Source organism: Nocardiopsis sp. NPDC058789 (assembly GCF_042745575.1).
Classification (GTDB): domain Bacteria; phylum Actinomycetota; class Actinomycetes; order Streptosporangiales; family Streptosporangiaceae; genus Nocardiopsis; species Nocardiopsis eucommiae.
Window position 1 is genome coordinate 232,890 of the sequence record NZ_JBHYOW010000005.1, and the last position, 17,999, is coordinate 250,888.

At 69.8% G+C, this 17,999-nt stretch carries 17 protein-coding genes; 12 read left to right on the top strand and 5 right to left on the bottom strand.

Translation table 11 applies throughout. The features are described 5' to 3' along the window. The first annotated feature begins 20 nt into the window (after positions 1 to 20). The 8 genes from cas3 to ACFW3L_RS08980 all read left to right on the top strand — a co-directional run bounded on the left by cas3 (position 21) and on the right by ACFW3L_RS08980 (position 9,098). A complete protein-coding gene (cas3, locus tag ACFW3L_RS08945; protein WP_378738026.1) occupies positions 21 to 2,501 on the top strand; it encodes a CRISPR-associated helicase Cas3' in 2,481 nt (826 codons plus the stop codon). A 34-nt stretch (positions 2,502 to 2,535) separates the two neighbouring features. After that, entirely contained in the window at positions 2,536 to 2,889 is a 354-nt protein-coding gene (locus ACFW3L_RS08950; RefSeq protein ID WP_378738028.1) for a hypothetical protein, read from the top strand. Positions 2,890 to 3,011: 122 nt separating this feature from the next. Further along, complete coding sequence (gene casA, locus ACFW3L_RS08955; protein ID WP_378738030.1) at positions 3,012 to 4,697, top strand: type I-E CRISPR-associated protein Cse1/CasA; 1,686 nt, start codon at positions 3,012 to 3,014, stop codon at positions 4,695 to 4,697. Beyond that, positions 4,690 to 5,268: a type I-E CRISPR-associated protein Cse2/CasB gene (gene casB, locus ACFW3L_RS08960; RefSeq protein ID WP_378738032.1), complete on the top strand. Its 579-nt coding sequence runs from the start codon at positions 4,690 to 4,692 to the stop codon at positions 5,266 to 5,268. Before casA ends, casB begins: the two co-directional genes overlap by 8 nt. A gap of 46 nt (positions 5,269 to 5,314) precedes the next feature. Next, complete coding sequence (cas7e, locus tag ACFW3L_RS08965) at positions 5,315 to 6,589, top strand: type I-E CRISPR-associated protein Cas7/Cse4/CasC (protein WP_378738035.1); 1,275 nt, start codon at positions 5,315 to 5,317, stop codon at positions 6,587 to 6,589. 5 nt (positions 6,590 to 6,594) lie between these two features. Continuing rightward, a complete protein-coding gene (gene cas5e / locus ACFW3L_RS08970) occupies positions 6,595 to 7,359 on the top strand; it encodes a type I-E CRISPR-associated protein Cas5/CasD (RefSeq protein ID WP_378738037.1) in 765 nt (254 codons plus the stop codon). Next, positions 7,350 to 8,054 carry a type I-E CRISPR-associated protein Cas6/Cse3/CasE gene (gene cas6e, locus ACFW3L_RS08975; RefSeq protein WP_378738039.1) on the top strand — a complete coding sequence of 235 codons (705 nt, stop codon included), beginning with the start codon at positions 7,350 to 7,352 and terminating at the stop codon, positions 8,052 to 8,054. The genes cas5e and cas6e overlap by 10 nt, the downstream gene beginning before the upstream one ends. Positions 8,055 to 8,132: 78 nt before the next feature. Further along, positions 8,133 to 9,098 (top strand): nucleoside hydrolase, encoded by a 966-nt coding sequence (locus ACFW3L_RS08980; protein ID WP_378738041.1) that lies wholly within the window; start codon positions 8,133 to 8,135, stop codon positions 9,096 to 9,098. On the opposite strand, the gene ACFW3L_RS08985 is transcribed toward ACFW3L_RS08980, so the two are convergent. The 3 genes from ACFW3L_RS08985 to ACFW3L_RS08995 all read right to left on the bottom strand — a co-directional run bounded on the left by ACFW3L_RS08985 (position 9,085) and on the right by ACFW3L_RS08995 (position 11,350). Then, a complete protein-coding gene (locus ACFW3L_RS08985) occupies positions 9,085 to 9,498 on the bottom strand; it encodes a PaaI family thioesterase (RefSeq protein WP_378738043.1) in 414 nt (137 codons plus the stop codon). The two genes, ACFW3L_RS08980 and ACFW3L_RS08985, sit on opposite strands and share 14 nt — an antisense overlap. Positions 9,499 to 9,582: 84 nt before the next feature. Then, positions 9,583 to 10,026, bottom strand: a complete 444-nt coding sequence (locus tag ACFW3L_RS08990; RefSeq protein WP_378738045.1) for a GreA/GreB family elongation factor — start codon at positions 10,024 to 10,026, stop codon at positions 9,583 to 9,585. 64 nt (positions 10,027 to 10,090) lie between these two features. Then, positions 10,091 to 11,350 (bottom strand): NAD(P)/FAD-dependent oxidoreductase, encoded by a 1,260-nt coding sequence (locus ACFW3L_RS08995; RefSeq protein WP_378738047.1) that lies wholly within the window; start codon positions 11,348 to 11,350, stop codon positions 10,091 to 10,093. Positions 11,351 to 11,498: 148 nt separating this feature from the next. Here ACFW3L_RS08995 and ACFW3L_RS09000 point away from each other — a divergent pair, with 148 nt between their 5' ends. Then, complete coding sequence (locus tag ACFW3L_RS09000; RefSeq protein ID WP_378738049.1) at positions 11,499 to 13,049, top strand: PucR family transcriptional regulator; 1,551 nt, start codon at positions 11,499 to 11,501, stop codon at positions 13,047 to 13,049. 90 nt (positions 13,050 to 13,139) lie between these two features. Here ACFW3L_RS09000 and ACFW3L_RS09005 read toward each other — a convergent pair whose 3' ends face one another. Next, positions 13,140 to 13,757 (bottom strand): DUF47 domain-containing protein, encoded by a 618-nt coding sequence (locus tag ACFW3L_RS09005; RefSeq protein WP_357756546.1) that lies wholly within the window; start codon positions 13,755 to 13,757, stop codon positions 13,140 to 13,142. Positions 13,758 to 14,209: 452 nt separating this feature from the next. Here ACFW3L_RS09005 and ACFW3L_RS09010 point away from each other — a divergent pair, with 452 nt between their 5' ends. From ACFW3L_RS09010 to purM, 3 genes are all read left to right on the top strand, one after another. Further along, positions 14,210 to 14,683, top strand: a complete 474-nt coding sequence (locus tag ACFW3L_RS09010; protein ID WP_378738052.1) for a sterol carrier family protein — start codon at positions 14,210 to 14,212, stop codon at positions 14,681 to 14,683. Between the two features lie 34 nt (positions 14,684 to 14,717). Next, a complete protein-coding gene (purF, locus tag ACFW3L_RS09015; RefSeq protein WP_378738054.1) occupies positions 14,718 to 16,214 on the top strand; it encodes an amidophosphoribosyltransferase in 1,497 nt (498 codons plus the stop codon). Positions 16,215 to 16,349: 135 nt separating this feature from the next. After that, a complete protein-coding gene (purM, locus tag ACFW3L_RS09020) occupies positions 16,350 to 17,414 on the top strand; it encodes a phosphoribosylformylglycinamidine cyclo-ligase (protein WP_378738056.1) in 1,065 nt (354 codons plus the stop codon). Positions 17,415 to 17,583: 169 nt separating this feature from the next. On the opposite strand, the gene ACFW3L_RS09025 is transcribed toward purM, so the two are convergent. Beyond that, the gene (locus ACFW3L_RS09025; protein WP_357756536.1) at positions 17,584 to 17,811 is read right to left on the bottom strand and encodes a DUF3073 domain-containing protein; all 228 of its coding nucleotides are present in this window, start codon (positions 17,809 to 17,811) and stop codon (positions 17,584 to 17,586) included. Between the last annotated feature and the right edge of the window lie 188 nt (positions 17,812 to 17,999).

Sequence of the window (17,999 nt, forward strand, 5' to 3'; positions counted from 1 at the left end):
TCGGCGTTGGAAGGCAGGACATGCGACCCCCTGAGAACACCGCGTTCACGTCACCGATCCAGATCGAGAAGCTGGCCCTCACCGCCTGGGGAAAGCTGGGACAGAAGGCGGACGCCGAGCCGCACGCGCTGATCTGCCACGCCCTGGACACCTACGCCGCGGCCGAGGCCCTGTACGAGGTCTACCTGGGGCCGGAGGTCCGCCGCGAACTGGAGGAGGGGCTGGCTCCGCTCGCGGAACCGGGCCTCGGGCCTGGGGAAGCGCAGCAACGGGTCCGTTCCTGGATCTTCCTCCTGTGCGCCCTGCACGACCTCGGCAAGCTCTCCCCCGCCTTCCAGGCACTCCGGAAGGACCGGGCCAGGGCTCACATCCCCGAGGAGTTCAACCGGAGCCTGGAGGGCGACTGGCGGAAGTCCCGCCACGAACGCGTGACCGCTGTTCACCTGGAGGCCTGGCTCGAAAAGCGGGGAGCACCCTGGGCGGCCAAGACGAACATCATCGACGCTCTGGGCGGCCACCACGGCTGGCTTCCCCTCCCGAAGCAGACCAGCCAGACCGAGGTGCAGGCGCACAGTCTGGGCGACGAACGCTGGGAACGGGCGAGGCACCTCTTCATCGAGCTCGTCGCCGGGGCCGTTGGCCTGGCTCCGTACACCGAGGGTTGGCGGGAGACCCATCTCTCTCCGGCCGCTGCGGTGGGGCTGGCCGGACTGACCATGGTCAGCGACTGGACCGCCTCGGACGAGACGACCCTCCGGGGTGAGTCCTACCCACGTCGCGGCACCCTTTCCGTGGACGAACTGCCCGACTACCTGAACCACGCTCGTACCTGGATCCGCAGGAACCTCGGCCGGGTGAACTGGGCGCCCTGGGAACCTCCTACGGACACCTCCTTCGGCTCGCTCTTTCCCAGGGAGAAGGGCGCCCGACCGCTCCAACAGGCCGTCTCCCGACTCCTGGAGGACGTCAGCGAGCCCGGCATCCTCGTGGCTCAGGCACCGACCGGAGAGGGCAAGACCAAGGCCGGGCTCTTGGCCTCCACCATCCTCGCCGCACGGCTGGGGCGGGCAGGTGCCTACCTCGCCTCTCCCAACCGCTCCCTGGCCCGGGACGTGCACGCCCAGGCGAACGAACTGCTGGACCACACCGGGTCGGAACTCCGCTCACACCTGTTGTACGCCAAGGATCCCCACGACCCGGACAGCGATCCCACCAGGCTCGAGACGCTCGCCCCCAGGGACCTGTGCCCGGAAGAGCAGGAGGTACGGAAATGGGCCCTGAGGACGTTCCACGTCAACCGAGGCATCATCTTTCCCTTCGGTACCGGGACCATCGACCAGCTCCTCAAGGCCGCGATCCGCAGCAAGAGCGTCACCATGCGTCTGTCGGCCGTGAGCAACAAGGTCCTGCTCCTGGACGAGGTGCACTCCTACAACGCCCACATGTCCGCGTTCCTCGAGGTGCTGCTCTGGTGGTGCGGTCGGATGGGGGTTCCGGTCGTGATGCTGTCCGCGACGCTCACCGACGCCCAGAGGACGAAGCTCGTCAACTCCTGGCGCAACGGCGCCAGGCTGCGTCAGGGGCTGCGCCCCGAGTGGGTGGAGATCCCCTCCCGTGCGTGTGACCCGTGGAAGCTCACCTGGGCCCAACCCGGTGAGACGCCGCGGATCCTCCCGGTCGAGCTGTCCGAGGACAACCCACGCCGCACCATCGAGTGGGAGCCGGTCCCCAACGATCCCGAGGAGATCGCCACCCAGGTCCTCGACCGACTGGGCGAGGGGGGTTGCGCGGCGGTGATCCGCAACACCAAGAAGGGCGCCCGTGACGTGTTCGAGGCTCTGGAGAAACAGCTGGAGGCACGTGGGTGGAAGGGCGGCTCGACGCTCCTCCACCTGACCGGTGATCGCGAGTACCAGCTCCGCCGCAGGGAGAACGAGGCGACGCTCAACGAGCTACGCGGACCGGAGTCCGCTCAGAGGGAGAACGTCGGCACCGAGCGTGTCATCGCCGTGGGTACCCAGGTGCTGGAACACGGCGTGGACGTCGACTTCGATCTCATGGTGACGGACCCGGCGCCGGTGGACCACTTGTGCCAGCGACTCGGACGGCTCCACAGGCACCAAGGGCGTTCACGACCCGCATCAGTGGTCGAACCCCGGGTCCTGATCATCAAGGGCAACACCCCCGGGACCTTTCCCCCCGGATCCGCGATCATCTACGCCAGGAGTCTGCTTCTGGCGACGGAGGGGCTGCTCTCCGAGCGGAGTTCCATCGCCCTGCCCCACGACCTGCCCGAGCTGGTGCGCAGAGCCTATGAGGACCACTCCTCCCTCCCCGCCGAGTACGGGCGCAGAGTCGCGTCCGCGGAACTCGAACGCCGAAACCGCATCGATCGGGAGTGGACCGGTGCTCGAACCCGACGGATCGAACGCCTGGTGGACGGAGACCGCATCAACCAGCTCACCTACGACGCCCACTCCAGCCGCGGCACGCGGGACTGAACCCACAACGACTCGCCCCACTCGAAGGAGTTCCATGGACGAGGATCTGGATGGCCTGACACTCATTCCCCTGTGGGAGACCGAGGACGGGCACCGCACCCATTTCGGCAGGCGAGTCGACCTGTCAGCGGGTCAACTGGACTCCGACACCGTGTCCGCGCTGAGGGACGCGTCGATCCTCTTGGACGTCGACGAGGAGATCACCGAGGAGATACTCAGGACCCTTCATGATCAGCTCGACCTTCCCGACTCCTTCGAGGCGACCGGTTGGTTGAGCGGGCACCGTGTCCTGCACGTGGGCGCTGACGATCGCGCGACTGTCGGACCATTCACCTTTACTTTGCATCCGGTTTTCGGTCTGGGGATCACGAACTCAGAATCCGCCTGACCATAACCGGCCACTCTTCCAGCGAGCTTGAGAATAAGGAACACAGGGTGCAGCGGCTCAGATAGGGTCGTCCCCGCACTCCCCTTCTTCGTTGCCACACCCCCTTCCTCCATCACTGATGAATGATCGGCACGGAAAGACGAGCATTGAGGTTTGACCTTCTCCGAGAACCCTGGATACCCGTGGTCACCCTCAAGGGAGAACCGGAGACAGTCGGTCTTCGGGAAGCCCTGGACAGGGCACACGAATTCCGCTGGATCCAGGGTGAGACCCCCACTGTCACGGCCGCCCTGCACCGGCTGCTGGTCACGCTGACCCTCCGCGTCTACTTCGACGGGAGCGCGGGATGGGGTACACAGTGGTCCGAACTGTGGCACCGGGGGCCCTTCCCCACGGAGCGACTGGACCGCTATCTGAACGGTGAGGGGGACTCCACCGGATACCGCGACCGGTTCGACCTGTTCGGAGACCGCCCCTTCTTCCAGACACCCGACATCCCGGAGGAGTTGCTCGGCTCCACCGCCAAGCTCACCATGTTCCGCGCCGCGGGCAACAACGCCACGCTCTTCGATCACAGCACCCAGGAAGACCAGGTGGAACTGAGCCCCGCCGAGGCGGCTCGCTGGCTGGTCACGGTTCAGGCCTTCGACACCGGCGGCCTCAAGACGGGGAAGCTTCCCTCACAGCCGTCCCTGGGCAACGGTGCCGCGACGGTCGTCATCGAGGGTGCCACCCTGCGCGAGACCCTCCTGCTCAACACGACCCCGAACTGGGCCGACGACACACTGGACCCGCGACCGGGGCCCGGCGATCAGCCCGTCTGGGAACGTGATCCCGCAGTCTCCCAGGGTTCGAAGGAGGCCGACAAGCGAGGCCGTGCCCCCTCTGGCCTGCTGGACCTCCTCACCTGGCCGTCACGCCACGTGCGGCTCCGTGGTCGGTTTGGCGCGAACGGCGTCGTCGTCGACGGGGTGGCCATTCTTCCCGGCCCCCGGCTGAGCACGGATCTCCGATCCGTCGAGAACATGGCGGCCTACCGTCGCACCTTCACCAGGAAGAAGAACGTGCCCGGCAAGGGGGTCTCCAGCCCCTGGAAACCCGTCCAGCTGGAGGAGCTGCGTGGGGTGTGGCGGCACTGCCGCGAACTCCTGTTGGCCGACGAGGACAACGACAGCCAGCGAGAACGGTTCCGCCCCCGGAACCTGGACCACGTGGCCGCAAGGCACCAAGGGAAGGACGCCCTGCCCGAATCCACGGTCTACACGATCCGTGTGCTGGGGCAGCAACTCGATCCCAATCGAGGCGCGGTGCACACCTGGCTGGAGGAGGCCGTGCCCGCCCCCGCAGCCGTGCTGCGGGCACAGCCGCGGGAGACGAGGCTGGAACCCCTCATGGGATTGGCCGTGTCCCTGGCCGATGACGTCGGTGATGAACTCGGAAAACTCGAACGGGAATATCACGCTCTGCTCCGGGACGCTCCGCGAGCGGAAAGGAAACTCCTCCAGCAGTGGTTCTGGCCTCGGCTCTCCGAGCACTTCAACGACTACCTAGTCGATCTCGGCGAGAGAATCAGGGAGAACGACGTAGGTGCCTTCGAGCCCACGGAGAACTGGGCCAACGTCGTCGAGGAGACCGCTGAGGAGGCACAGCACCGATGGGTGGAGCTCGTTCCCCGAAGGTCGGCGAGAAACCTCCTGGCGCTCGCGGAATGCACCTCCGGGTACCAGGAACGGGTGCGTGGGATCCGGCACGAATTCGACAGGAACCTGAAGAGCTACGACCCCAGGCCGAGGACAGAGGATGAGTGACATGAGCAGCCCGGGCCACCGGATCGACCGGGGCCGGAGGAACTTCGTCCACGGACTGTACGCGCTGGGGCGTGACCTGGAGTCCCAGGAGGCAAGCCGGGTCGCGAGGGCGCGGAGGATCCTCGCCCGAGTGCGTCGGAGTACCAACGATCCGCACTACCTGCCCGACGTCGTCGACCTCGTCCTCCCCCACTCACCCGAGCCGGACGAGAAGGAGGTCTGGAACTTCGTCGCGGTCCTGTTCTCCCTGAACCCGAGATCAGCCTCGGGTGGATGGCGCAGGCCGCTCGGCATCGCCATGAGGGACTGCGGGACCGGCTCGTCCGCCGAGGCCCGGCTCCGCCAACTGCTCACCTCCGACTGGAACGTCCTCCAGAACCGGTTGCGCCAGGCCGTGCGGATGCTTCAGCAGCAGAAGGTGGCGCTGGACTACGGCCAACTCCTCGACGACCTGGTCGATCTCCGTCAGGCCCCGGTCGGCAGCCCACGTGCGCACCAGGTACATCTGCGTTGGGCCGAGCACTTCCACACCGGTCGGACCACGCCACGGGATCAGAGTCCCACCCGGTAACGCCCCCTCCCTCCCCTCGACAGCACACACCGCACGGAGTCCGTACGTGAACATCGAACTGCACCTGCTCCAGTCCTTCCCCACCAGCAACCTGAACCGGGACGACGTCGGCCAGCCGAAGAGCGTCACCTTCGGCGGGGTCGTGCGGGGCAGGGTCTCCAGTCAGTGCCTGAAGCGCTCGGCCCGGACGCTCTTCCCCCGGTACGGGCTCGACCGGTCGGAGCTCGGTGAGCGCACCAAACGCCTGCTGCTCATCACCGCTCGGTTGCTCGACGGCGGGTCCGACGCCGATGTCCCCTCCGACGAGGCACGCGGCATCGTCCAGCAGGCCCTGGCCTGGATGGGTTTCGCCATCGCTGAGAAGGACCTCACGCAGTACCTGTTCTTCCTTGGCCCCAAGGCCGCCGAAGAGCTCGCCGTGTACTGCCGCGAGCACTGGGACGATCTCGCTGAGCAGGGCGACAAGCGGCGCAAGCTGATGAGTGACCTCGAGAAGGCCCAGGAGAAGCACAAGCTGGCCGAGGGCGAGGACCGGAAGAAGGCGAAGACCCAGGTCGACAGCCACAAGAAGAAGCTCGACAAGCTCGACGAGGTCCCGGCCGCGAAGAAGAAGGAGACGAGGACGGCCGCCGACCGCGTCCTCAGCGCCGGTCGTTCCGTGGACATCGCGCTGTTCGGTCGGATGATCGCGAACAACAAGGACTTCAACGTCGACGCCGCCTCCCAGGTCGCGCACGCCATCTCCACGCACGCGGTGTCCACCGAGTTCGACTTCTTCACCGCCGTGGACGACCTCAAGGCCAACGAGGCCGACCAGGACGCCGGTGCGGACATGATCGGGGTGGTGGACTTCAACGCTGCCTGTTACTACCGCTACGCCAACGTCGATCTCGCTCAGCTCCGGCGCAACCTGGTCAGCGGTTCGGGAGCCACAGCGGACGACGACGAGATCAACGAGCTCATGGATCGGGCTCTGAGTGCCTGGATCCGCGCCTTCGTGAACGCGACTCCCAGCGGCAAGCAGAACTCGATGGCCGCGCACACGCGACCTGACACCCTCATGATGGTGGCGCGCGAGCACGGTTCCTGGAACCTCGCCAACGCCTTCCTCAAGCCGGTGGAGGGTACCGCGATCATGGAGGACTCCACGGAGCGTCTGTTCGCCCACTTCAACAAGCTGCGGGGCTTCTACGGTGACGACGAGATCACCCGAGTGGCGGCCTCCTCCCTGTCGGGTGAGGTGAGTGGCCTGAAGGAAGGGGAGACCGTGCCCTCGCTGGATGCTCTGGTCGAGCGGGCCGTGACCGCTTCGCACGGGTGAACCACGTGGACACACAAACGCTCGCACTGCGCATCGACGCGCCCATGCAGTCCTGGGGCGTGCGGTCGAGGTTCGTCAAGAGGGACACCGCCCCGGAGCCGACCAAGTCGGGAGTGGTCGGATTGTTGGCTTCGGCACGCGGGATCGCACGTGACGACGACACGGCGCTCGGGGAGATCTCGAAACTGAGGATGGGTGTCAGGGTCGACCGGGAGGGCCTCCTGGAGCGCGACTTCCACACCGCGCAGGAGGTCCCCAACACCATGGGAACCAACCATCGCACCGTGGTGAGCGATCGCTACTACCTCGCGGACGCACTGTTTCTGGTGGTGTTGGAGGGCTCAGCCTCCCTCCTCCAGGAGCTCGAGGCGGCGGTGCGCAGACCGCACTGGCCCCTCTTCTTCGGCCGCAAGGCCTTCGTCCCGGCGGCACCCCTCGTCGAACCCGACTCGGAACGTGAGCGCTGGGGCACGGGCCTTTCCCAACAGCCCCTGGAGGACGTTCTTCGGGGCCACCCCTGGCTGGAACGGGACCCCGAGCGCCAAAGGGAGATGCTGGGTCTCGAACCGGACGAGCGGAGGCTGCGGACGGTGGTCGACGTCCGCCCCGACCACGAGTACGCCGAGCGGCGGCACGACGTGCCCATCTCCTTCACCGAGGGGGCCCGCCGCTACGCGTCCCGCGCCGTCCGGGTCGACCAGGTTCGCCTGGCCGACGGCATGATCAGCGGCCACACCACCGGCGCGGAAGGAGGGGCTCCGTGTACCTGAGCCGAGTCCCGATCAATCCCCTGTCACCCACCTTCCGGCGTGACTACGCCGACGTCCACGACATGCACCGCACGCTCATGGCCAGGTTCCCCGAAGCCCCGCAGGGCGTGCCCGCGCGCGAGCACCACCGTGTGCTGTGGCGACTCGAAGGGCAGGGCCGTGAACTCGTCATGTACGTGCAGAGCAGGGACCATCCGAACTGGGGTTCCCTCCCGGAGGGGTACCTCGGCGGCCGAGCCCTGGTGAGAAGCCTCCAGCCCGTCCTCTCCGCAGTCACGGACAGGGCCGAGTTCAGCTTCCGCCTGACCGCCAACCCCACCAGGAGCGTGCTCCCTCCACCGAACGGAGAGAAGCGCCCCCGGGGCGTGCGACGCCCCATCCACGACCCCGAGCTCCAGGTCCGGTGGCTGGTCCGTCAGGGGGAGCGCCACGGCTTCGCCCTCCTGGACTCCTCCTCCGGCGCCCCGGACGTCGTGGCCCTGCCCCGCCCCCCGGCGGTCGGGTACAAGAAGGCACCGGAGAATCCCCACGGGCAGGACCGGCTCAAGATCACGGTGGCCTCGGTGACGTTCGACGGTCGGCTGCGGGTCACCGACCCCGAGGCGTTCCGAGCCGCGCTGAGCGACGGCGTCGGTCGGGCCAAGGCCTACGGCTGCGGCCTGCTCAGCCTGGCTCCCGCTCGCAGGGCAGGTTAGACAGCCGGGACCCGGGCTGATAGACACGCGATGCCCGGGATCCCGGCGTTTCACCCTCCCCGCGGAAGGACTCGACTGATGGCCGTTCCCCTGGTGATCGACACCGACACGGCGCAGGACGACTGCGTGGCCCTGCTGGTGGGGTTGCTGGACCCCGTGGCCGACCTGCGGGCGGTGACGATGGTCGCCGGGAACGTGGGCTTCGACCAGCAGGTCCGCAACGCCCACCTGACGCTGAACGTCGCGGGAGGGCGCTCCGACGTGCCCGTGTACCTGGGCTGTCGGCGTCCCCTGGTGCGCGAGTGGGTGAGCGCCGAGAACGTCCACGGGGACGGCTCCGGCGGGCTCTCCATGGACCAGGACGGCCTGGAGCCCCGTGCCGAGCACGCCGTGGACGCCCTGGTACGGATGGCCGCCGAGAACCCCGGTGAACTGTCGATCGTGGCGATCGGTCCGCTCACCAACATCGCCGCCGCCGTGGTCCGCGACCCGGACTTCGCGCGGAACGTGAGGTCGCTGTACGTCATGGGCGGGTCCAACAACGGGCGGGGCAACATCACGGCCGCCGCCGAGTTCAACTTCTACGTGGACCCCGAGGCCGCCAAGGCGGTGTTCGCCGCGGGGTTCGACGTCACCGTGGTCCCGTGGGACCCGCTCACGCTGCGGCAGGCGGTGTTCGGGCAGGACCGGCTGGACCGGATCGCGGCCCTGGACACCCCGCTGTCCCGGTTCTTCACGCGGATCTGCGCCGCCACCCTGGACTTCGACCGCCGGGTGGGCATCGACGGCACCACCCACCCGGACTCGCTGACCGCGGCGGTGCTCCTCCATCCGGAGCTCGTGCGCTCGGTCTCGCCGTACCACGTGGACGTGGAGACCGCCGGGGAGCTCACCCGCGGCTACTCCGCCATGTCCTGGGGTGTCCACGGCCTGGAGCCGAACGCGCGGGTCGTGGAGGAGATCGACGCGGACGGCTTCTTCGAGTACCTGCTGTCGCTGTTGTCTCGCGACATCCGGCCTCCGAGGGACGTCATCGGTCTGTGAGCACGATGGTGCCCTGCGCGGCCGCCACGGTCCTCTCGGTGTCGTCGACCATCACGAGGTCGCAGCGGCACACGGCCCGGCGGCGGGTGGACTCGACGACGTGCGCGCGGGCGCTGAGCAGGGTTCCCGTCGCCGGACGCAGGTACTCGATGGAGAACCCGCTGGTGAGCACGGAGGCGCCCAGCACCGTGCCCCCCGCGAAGGTGAGCGCGTTGTCCGCCGCGTAGGCGAGCACGCCCCCGTGCAGGAAGCCGTTCTGCTGGCGGAGCTCGTCGCGGACGTCGACCTCCAGCACGGCCCTGCCGGGTTCGAAGACGGCGATCCGGGCCCGGACCAGTCGACTGAAGGGCTGGGCGGCCAGGACGCGGTCCGCGAGCTCCGGGGTGATTTCCTCGGCCATGGGGCTCCTTCCTGGGGGCGGGTACCGCCACCCTAGGTGTCCGGGGCGGGGCCGGTCCCGATGTGAGCGGCCCCGCCTCCGGACTCAGGGAACCTCGGCGGCCTCCGAGCCGTAGGGGACGGCGCGCACCAGACTCACCCTGAGTGTCCGCCCGTTGGGTGCCGTGTAGGTGCGCTCCTCCCCCTGCTCGGCGCCGAGGATGGCCCGGCCCAGGGGTGACTCCGGGGAGCAGACCGGCACTCCGTCGGAGTCGGCCCGGTCGCGCACCCCCAGGAGGAAGGTCTCGGGTTCGGGGTCGGTGCCGTAGCGGACGGTGACGACCATCCCGGGCTCCGCGATGCCGTCGTCCGGAGGGGCCTCACCGATGACCGCGTCCCGGAGGATCTCCTGGATGCGGTTGACGCGGGCCTCACGGGCGTCCTTGTCCTCGATGAGGGGGAAGCCCCCCGTTCCGGGAGCGGCGGTGCCGGTGAGGACCGCCAGCTCGTCTGTGAGGCGTTGGTGGGTGCCCGGGGTCAGCCAGGACATGGGGTCTCCTTGTACGAAGGCGCCCCGCCGGGGTTCGACGGGGCGCGGACGGGTTCCTGCCGGGTCAGCGGGTGGGGTCGAAGGGGCGCAGCGCCGGGGACGGTGTTCCGGTGGCGACGGCGCGGGCCAGGAGGCGTCCGGTGATCGGCCCGTGGGTGAGTCCCCACATGCCGTGTCCGCCCGCCACGAAGAGCCCGGGGACGTCGGTCCGGCCGATCAGCGGCAGGCCGTCGGAGGTGACGGGTCTGGAGCCCACCCACTCGTCGGTGCGCTTGCCCAGGTCCACGCCGTCCAGGTAGGGAGCGGCGGAGTCCGTGATCGCCCGGACCCGTTCGGCCCGCAGGGGGGCGTCGATGGCGCGGAACTCCATGGTCCCGGCCACGCGCAGGCCCTCGCCGTGCGGTGTGCAGGCCACACGGACCTCGGGCAGGTAGACCGGGCCGGGCACGACCCGCTCCGTGGGGACCATGAAGCTGTAGCCGCGTCCGGCGCGCAGGGGCACGTTGACGCCCCAGGGGCGGGCCTGGCGGCCGAGCCACGCGCCCGTGGCCACCACGACGGCGTCGCCGGTCTCGGTCTCACCGTGCGCGGAGTGCAGTCGGAACCCTCCGTCGCGGGCGGCCTCCACCTTGGTGACCCGGAACTCCTCGACCACGCTGCCGCCGCGTTCGCGCACGGCGTCCGCGAGCGCGTGGGTGTACACGCCGGGGTTGACGTACCGCTGCCCGTCGATGCGCACACCCGCGTTCACCTGCCGCGAGGCGAGTGGGTGACCGGCTCGGGCGGCCTCGCCGTCGAGCGCCGCGTAGGTGAGCGGCAGGCCCGCCTCGCGGGCGGTGTCGAGCTCCATGAGCAGCCGGGCGGCGTGCTTCCTGGAGCTGAACAGCGCGGTGATCGGGGACGACTCGACCCGGGCCCGCACACCGCCCTCGGAGAGCTCCTCGAAGGCGTCCAGGCAGGCCGAGCTGAGCGGCACGTTGCCGCGCAGCGCCCGCTCCCAGGTCGACTGTCTGCTGTTGAGGGCGAACGAGGCCAGGAAGTGCAGGAGGCCGGTGTCGGTGGTGGGCGGGATGGACAGCGGGGCCGCGGGGTCGAGCAGTGCCCTGAGCCCGGTGCCGAGCACGCCCGGCTCGTTCAGCGGGATGGCCAGACCGGGTGAGATCCAGCCCGCGTTGCCCCAGGACGAGCCCGAGGCCACCGTGTCGCGTTCGACCACGGTGACTCCGACCCCGTACTTCTGGAGGAACCAGGCGGTCGAGAGACCGACGATCCCGGCCCCGACGACGATGACGGTACGCGGTGCGCCCGCGCCCTTCCCGGACATGGCGAGTTCTCCTGTGCTGGACGGCGGGTGCGAAGCCGCACCCGACCAGAGTCTCTCCCGGAAGCCCATCGCGCCCCTTGTCCACGGGGAACAATCTCGGCGTACGCTCATGTGAAGATCACACAACGTGTCCAAGGGAGTGACATCGATGGTGTTGCTGGACCGGCTGGTCACCATCCTCGGCACGTACGGCACCCGGCTGGTGGGGCCCCGCCCCGCCCCGGACACGGTGCTGCGCGGGGTGGCGGTGCACGATCCGGCCGACCCCGGCCCGGAGGAGGCGGACGTCCTGCTCGCCGTGGGCGTCCAGGACCCGCTCCACGCCGTCGACCTGGCTGACCGGTCCCGGTCCCTGGCCGTGGTGGTGCGGATCGCACGGGAGGGCGGGGTGGACCCGCGCGGGGAGGCCGCCGTCCGGGCCCGGGACCTGGGGATCGCCCTGCTGACCGTGGACCCGTCGGTCTCCTGGGGCCAGGTCGCCGGGGTCGTCTACGGGCTGGTGCTGGAGGGCGGCGAGACCGAGGCGGGGCGCGGCCCCGCCGACCTGCCCGCCCTGGCGGACACGATCGCCGCGCGGGTCGGCGGACCGGTCACCATCGAGGACCCGCGCCTGCGCGTCCTCGCGTACTCGAACCGCCAGTCCGAGGCCGACCAGGCCCGTTGGGACACCATCCTGGGGCGCGGGGTCCCCGAGGCGCTCCAGCGGCATCTGGAGGCCACCGGGGTCATCGCGCACCTGGCCTCGTCCACCGATCCGGTGTTCCTCCCGCCGGAGCCCCGGCTGGGGCTGGGCGGCCGTACGGCGGTGGCCGTGCGGGTGGGCCGGGAGTTCCTGGGGTCGCTCTGGGCGGCCTGCGCGGGACCGCTGGACGCCGAGCGCTCGGCGCTGCTGTCCGAGGGCGCCCGCACGGTGGCACTGCACCTGCTGCGCACCAGGGTGAGCGCGGACCTGGAACGCCAGGTGGAGTCGGACCTGGTCAGCCGCTTGCTGGAGGGTGCCATGGACCCGACCGAGGCCGCAGGGCGGCTGGGACTGGCCGACACCCCGCACCGGGTGGTCGCCCTCCAGGCGCACACACCCGACGAACGGCACTCCGCCACCCTCATGACCTTCGAGCGGGCCACCACCGGTTTCGGCTGGTCACGGCAGGGGCGGAGCACCGTGTTCGGGAGCACGGTCTACACGGTCCTGCCCTGCGGGGCCGACCCCGCCCCGGCCCGGGCGTGGGTGGCGGAGACCACCCGGGGGCTGCCCGCCCACGTGGTGGTGAACGCCGGGATCGGTGCCCCCGCCGACCTCGCCGGGCTGGTGGCGAGCCGCCGGGAGGCGGACGAGAGCCTCACCCTGCACGCCGCCCGCCCCGAGGGCGCGGCGGTGGCCTACGACGAGTCCTGGGGCGACGTGCTCATCCACCGCCTGCGGATGGCCTCGGCGTCCGGGCGCCGACCCGCCGACGGCCCGGTGGCCGTCCTGACCCGGCACGACGCCGAGCACGGCTCGGAGTACGCGCGCACCCTGCGCGCCTGGCTCCGGGCCCAGGGCGACCCCAACGCGGCGGCCGGGGAGCTAGGCGTGCACCCCAACACCGTCCGGCACCGGATGCGGAGGATGGCCGAGGTGACCCCGCTCGGCCTGGACCAGCCCGACATGCGGCTGGCTCTGGCCATCGCCCTGGAGGCCCACGCCCCGGGGAGGTGAGGATCGACGGGGGTGGGGGTGTCCGGGGACCGGTGCGGGGTCCGGGGGCATCCGGGGGTCAGGGTCATCCGGGGGCCGGGGGCGGCCTTCCTAGCCGTTCTTCACCACGATGGTCTCGACCGTGTTGGCCACGTGCTCGAAGGCGTCGGCGGCGGTCTCCAGTTCCTCGATGACGTCCTTGAGCTTGAGGACCGTCAGCGCGTCGTACTCACCGCTGAAGAGCTTCGCCAGGAGCTTGCGGTAGATGCGGTCGGCCTGGTTCTCCAGCTGGTTGATCTCGATCCAGTAGCGGGTGAGGTCCTTCATGGACCGCAGACGGGGCATGGCCTCGGCGGTGAGTTCGGCCGCTCTCTCCAGCACCTCGATCTGGTCGATGATGCCCTTGGGCAGCTGTTCCAGCCCGTACAGGTTGATGAGGTCGACGGCCGCCTCCATCGAGTCGATGACGTCGTCGAGGTTGGAGGCCAGGCGGTAGATGTCCTCCCGGTGCAGGGGAGGGGCCGAGCTCTTGTTGAGTCGGCGCATGATCGCGTGGGTGGCGTCGTCACCCGCGTGCTCGCAGGCACGCATCTTCTCGGTGATGGCCTCCCGGTCGGCCCCGTCGCTCATCAGCTCCACCAGCAGGCGGGCTCCGATGACCAGGTTGTTCGCCGAGTCGGTGAACATCTCGTAGTAACTGTCATCACGCGGGCGCAAGCGCAGGCGCACGTCGTTCTCCCGATGGTGCGGTGGTCTTCCTTGGTGGATGTTAAGGGCGCTGACCAGCTGCTTCAGCGCGACAGTCAGGGACGAGCACGTCCGGACCCCGATTGGGGGAGGCGGGTCCGGGTGCGGTCACCCCTTGTTCATCTGCCTGTGTCGACGCGTGGAACGCCACCAGCGCGGGTCCCCTCGCAATCCTCCCAATCTCGGACGACACCGGGACGGTTCGGGACGCTACCGTGTCCCGCTCCCCCTGGCCAGCGGGGCGCTGAGACACGAATCACTCGATCGCTCGGAGACCGGCGAACAGCTCCCACCGAATCCCCCTATGTCCACCTTCGGTCCATTACCTCGCAATGACAAGCACCCCCGGCGTCAACCCTTCCCCACAACCCGAGGCCAGGGCCCTGACCTCGAAGAACCCGGCCCGGTCGGCGCCGCGCCCTAGGATCTCGTGCATGTCTTCAGCCCTGACTCCGAGCTCCGTGCGCCGGTTGCGCTCCGCCCTGGACGAACAGCTCTCCGCCCTGGGCGAACCGGCCTTCACGGGCACCGACGAGGAGGCCGTCGCGACGGCCGCGCGGGCGGTCCTGCGCACCCGGGTGCCGCTCCGCCCGGCGGTGAAGGCCGCCGTGCGGTGCAGCCTGGCCGTGCTGGCGGACCGCGTCCCGGGCCGCAGCCTGGAGGTCCGCGTCCCCCCGTACGGCGCGGTCCAGGTGATCGAGGGACCCACGCACACCCGGGGCACCCCGCCGGGGGTGGTGGAGACCGACCCCCTCACCTGGCTGCGGCTGGCCGTGGGCGAGACCGACTGGGACGGAGCCGTGCACGACCACGGGGTGCGGGCCAGCGGCGTGCGCTCCGACCTGTCCCCCCACCTGCCGCTGTGGTCGGACGACGGGACGGGTCCCGGTCCTTCCGCCCCCGAGTGACCCCCCGGCGCCGGGCAGCGGCTAAGCTGTGCGTGTGTCGTACTCCGACGGCCGGCTCTCCATGGACCTCGATCCGCTCGAACGCGGCCCGCAGGACGCCTGCGGCGTTTTCGGGGTCTGGGCACCCGGCGAAGAAGTCAGCAAGCTCACCTACTTCGGCCTCTACGCTCTCCAGCACCGCGGGCAGGAATCCGCGGGCATCGCCACGAGCGACGGGGAACGGATCGTCGTCTACAAGGACATGGGACTCGTCTCCCAGGTCTTCAACGAGGCGACGCTCGACTCCCTGAAGGGCCACCTCGCGATCGGCCACTGCCGTTACTCCACCACCGGTTCACCGGTGTGGGAGAACGCCCAGCCGACCTTCTACACCGCGCGTGAGGGAGGTCTGGCACTCGGTCACAACGGCAACCTCATCAACACCCCGGAACTGGCCGCGATGCTGCCCGACCAGCGCCGGGGCGCGACCACCGACACCGAGGTGCTCACCAACCTCCTCGCGGCCCGCGCCAGGGAGGGCCACACCCTGGAGGACGCGGCCCTGGAGCTGCTGCCCCAGGTGCGGGGCGCCTTCTCCCTCGTCTTCATGGACGAGGACACCCTCTTCGCCGCGCGCGACCCCCAGGGCATCCGTCCGTTCGTCCTGGGCCGCCTCGGGGAGAACTCGGGCTCCGGCGGCTGGGTGGTGGCCAGTGAGACCGCCGCCCTGGACATCGTGGGCGCCACGGTCGTCCGCGAGATCGAACCCGGCGAACTCCTGGTGATCGACGGCGACGGGGTCCGCTCCCGCCGCTTCGCCCCCACCCAGCGCAAGGGCTGCCTGTTCGAGTACGTCTACCTGGCGCGACCGGACACCACCATCAACGGGCGCAACGTGAACTCCACCCGGGTGGAGGTGGGCCGCCGCCTGGCGAAGGAGCACCCGGTCGAGGCCGACCTCGTGATCCCGGTGCCCGAGTCCGGCACCCCCGCCGCGGTGGGCTACGCGGAGGCCAGCGGCATCCCGTTCGCCCAGGGCCTGGTGAAGAACTCCTACGTGGGGCGCACGTTCATCCAGCCCAGTCAGACCCTGCGCCAGCTGGGCATCCGACTCAAGCTGAACCCCCTGCGTGAGGTCATCGAGGGCCGCCGCCTGGTGGTCGTGGACGACTCGATCGTGCGCGGCAACACCCAGCGGGCGCTGGTCCGGATGCTGCGTGACGCCGGGGCCGCCGAGGTGCACGTGCGCATCTCCAGCCCGCCCGTGCTCTGGCCCTGTTACTACGGCATCGACTTCGCCACCCGCGCCGAGCTCATCGCCGCGAACCTGTCGGTGGAGGAGATCGCGGAGTCCGTCAACGCGGACTCGCTGGCCTACGTGGACCTGGAGGAGCTCATCGCCGCCTCCGAGCAGCCCAGGGAACAGCTGTGCCGGGCCTGCTTCGACGGGGTGTACCCGCTGGAGGTCGACTCCGACGCGCAGGGCAAGTACCTGCTGGAGAAGGCCTGCGGCACCCCCGAGGGCTCCACCCTGGCCACCAGCCACAAGTAACGCGCGCGGCGGGCCCGGGGCCCGCCGCGTCCGGCGGGACACCCCTTCCGGACCCTCCGGCGTGCCCTGGTACGGGGCCCGGAGGCTCGCTCAACAGCGAACACCCGCACACCACCGAACACGAGGAGAACTCGCGTGGCAGCCGACAGCACAGGGGCGACGGGCGCGTACGCGGCCGCGGGCGTCGACATCGCCGCCGGTGAGCGCGCCGTCGACCTGATGAAGCGTCACGTCGCGCGCACCCGCCGACCCGAGCAGGTCACCGACGCCAGTGGATTCGCCGGCCTGTTCCGCCTGGACACGGCCAGGTACCGGGACCCGGTCCTGGCCACGTCCACGGACGGCGTGGGCACCAAGGTGATGCTCGCCCAGCAGATGGACAAGCACGACACCATCGGCATCGACCTGGTGGGGATGGTCGTCGACGACCTGGTCGTCAGTGGCGCCGAGCCCCTCTTCATGACCGACTACATCGCGACCGGCGCCGTGGTGCCCGAGCGGGTGGCCGAGATCGTCGGCGGTATCGCCGAGGGCTGCCACCAGGCGGGGTGCGCGCTGATCGGCGGCGAGACCGCCGAGCACCCGGGCGCCATGGCCCCCGAGGAGTACGACCTGGCCGGGGCCGGGACGGGTGTGGTCGAGGGCGACGCGATCCTGGGTCCGGACCGGGTGCGCGAGGGCGACGTCGTGATCGCGATGGCCTCCTCCGGACCGCACTCCAACGGCTACTCGCTGATCCGCCACATCGTGGACCAGGCGGACCTGGACCTGTACTCCGAGGTCCCCGAGCTGGGCGGGGTCCTGGGTGAGGTGCTGCTCACCCCGACCCGTGTCTACGCGAAGGACTGCGTGGCGCTGACCGCCGAGGTCGAGGTGCACGCGTACTCGCACATCACCGGTGGCGGTCTGGCCGCCAACCTGTCCCGGTCGCTGCCGGAGGCGCTGGACGCCGAACTGGACCGCTCCACGTGGGCGCCGTCGCCGGTCTTCGCCTACCTGGCGGAGAGGGGCGGGGTCAGCCGGGAGGACATGGAGGCCACGTTCAACATGGGTGTGGGCATGGTGGCCGTCGTCGCCGAGGACGACGCCGATCGCGCGTTGGGCGTGCTCGCCGGGCGCGGCGTGGAGGCCTGGCGCCTGGGAGTGGTGAAGGGCGGCTCCGGACGGGCCGTGCTGAACGGCGAGTACCGGAGCGCCTAGGTGGTGCCGTTCGCGACCGAAGGACGCGAACATAGCCGGTGCGAACCACCGCAGTGGTTCGCACCGGCTATATCCACCTGTCCGCGACGGCCCCCGGACGGGGACCGTGACCGCTACAGGTCAGCGGTTGTTGTCCGAGCGACCCGAAAGACTCGACCGGTTCCGACGTCTACTTGTCGGAGTCCGAGTACTTGTCGGCTAGATCCGCGTAGCGGTCGATCAGGTCGTCCTGAGGTTCCGTGTAGGAATCGTCCGGACCCGACGGCCCGGAGGGAGACCCCTCGTCCTCAGCGACACCCAGCTCCGACCGCAGCCGCTCAAGGTCGGTCCCACCGGAGCTGTACTTGAGCTTCCGGGCGACCTTCTGCTGCTTGGCCTTGGCTCGGCCGCGCCCCATTGGCTCGACCCCCTCAACGATTGGGTTCCGACGAACCCCAGATCACTTACTAACCCGCACTACCAGGCTGACGGCCGTCAAACGCGACTGACGTCTGGCGCCAGCTTACGTACACATACAACCGTACCTGGTCGGACCCCACCGTGCCTACGCCACCCGGGTGTGACGGATGTGGTGTGCGCACGGAA

What these genes read in the sequence shown, in the direction of transcription:
- cas3 (WP_378738026.1), top strand. Translation starts at nt 21, where the DNA reads ATGCGACCCCCTGAGAACACCGCGTTCACGTCACCGATCCAGATCGAG.
- ACFW3L_RS08985 (WP_378738043.1), bottom strand. Translation starts at nt 9,498, where the DNA reads ATGGCCGAGGAAATCACCCCGGAGCTCGCGGACCGCGTCCTGGCCGCC.
- ACFW3L_RS08950 (WP_378738028.1), top strand. Translation starts at nt 2,536, where the DNA reads ATGGACGAGGATCTGGATGGCCTGACACTCATTCCCCTGTGGGAGACC.
- casA (WP_378738030.1), top strand. Translation starts at nt 3,012, where the DNA reads ATGATCGGCACGGAAAGACGAGCATTGAGGTTTGACCTTCTCCGAGAA.
- ACFW3L_RS08980 (WP_378738041.1), top strand. Translation starts at nt 8,133, where the DNA reads ATGGCCGTTCCCCTGGTGATCGACACCGACACGGCGCAGGACGACTGC.
- ACFW3L_RS08995 (WP_378738047.1), bottom strand. Translation starts at nt 11,350, where the DNA reads ATGTCCGGGAAGGGCGCGGGCGCACCGCGTACCGTCATCGTCGTCGGG.
- ACFW3L_RS09000 (WP_378738049.1), top strand. Translation starts at nt 11,499, where the DNA reads ATGGTGTTGCTGGACCGGCTGGTCACCATCCTCGGCACGTACGGCACC.
- ACFW3L_RS09025 (WP_357756536.1), bottom strand. Translation starts at nt 17,811, where the DNA reads ATGGGGCGCGGCCGAGCCAAGGCCAAGCAGCAGAAGGTCGCCCGGAAG.
- ACFW3L_RS09010 (WP_378738052.1), top strand. Translation starts at nt 14,210, where the DNA reads ATGTCTTCAGCCCTGACTCCGAGCTCCGTGCGCCGGTTGCGCTCCGCC.
- casB (WP_378738032.1), top strand. Translation starts at nt 4,690, where the DNA reads ATGAGTGACATGAGCAGCCCGGGCCACCGGATCGACCGGGGCCGGAGG.
- ACFW3L_RS08990 (WP_378738045.1), bottom strand. Translation starts at nt 10,026, where the DNA reads ATGTCCTGGCTGACCCCGGGCACCCACCAACGCCTCACAGACGAGCTG.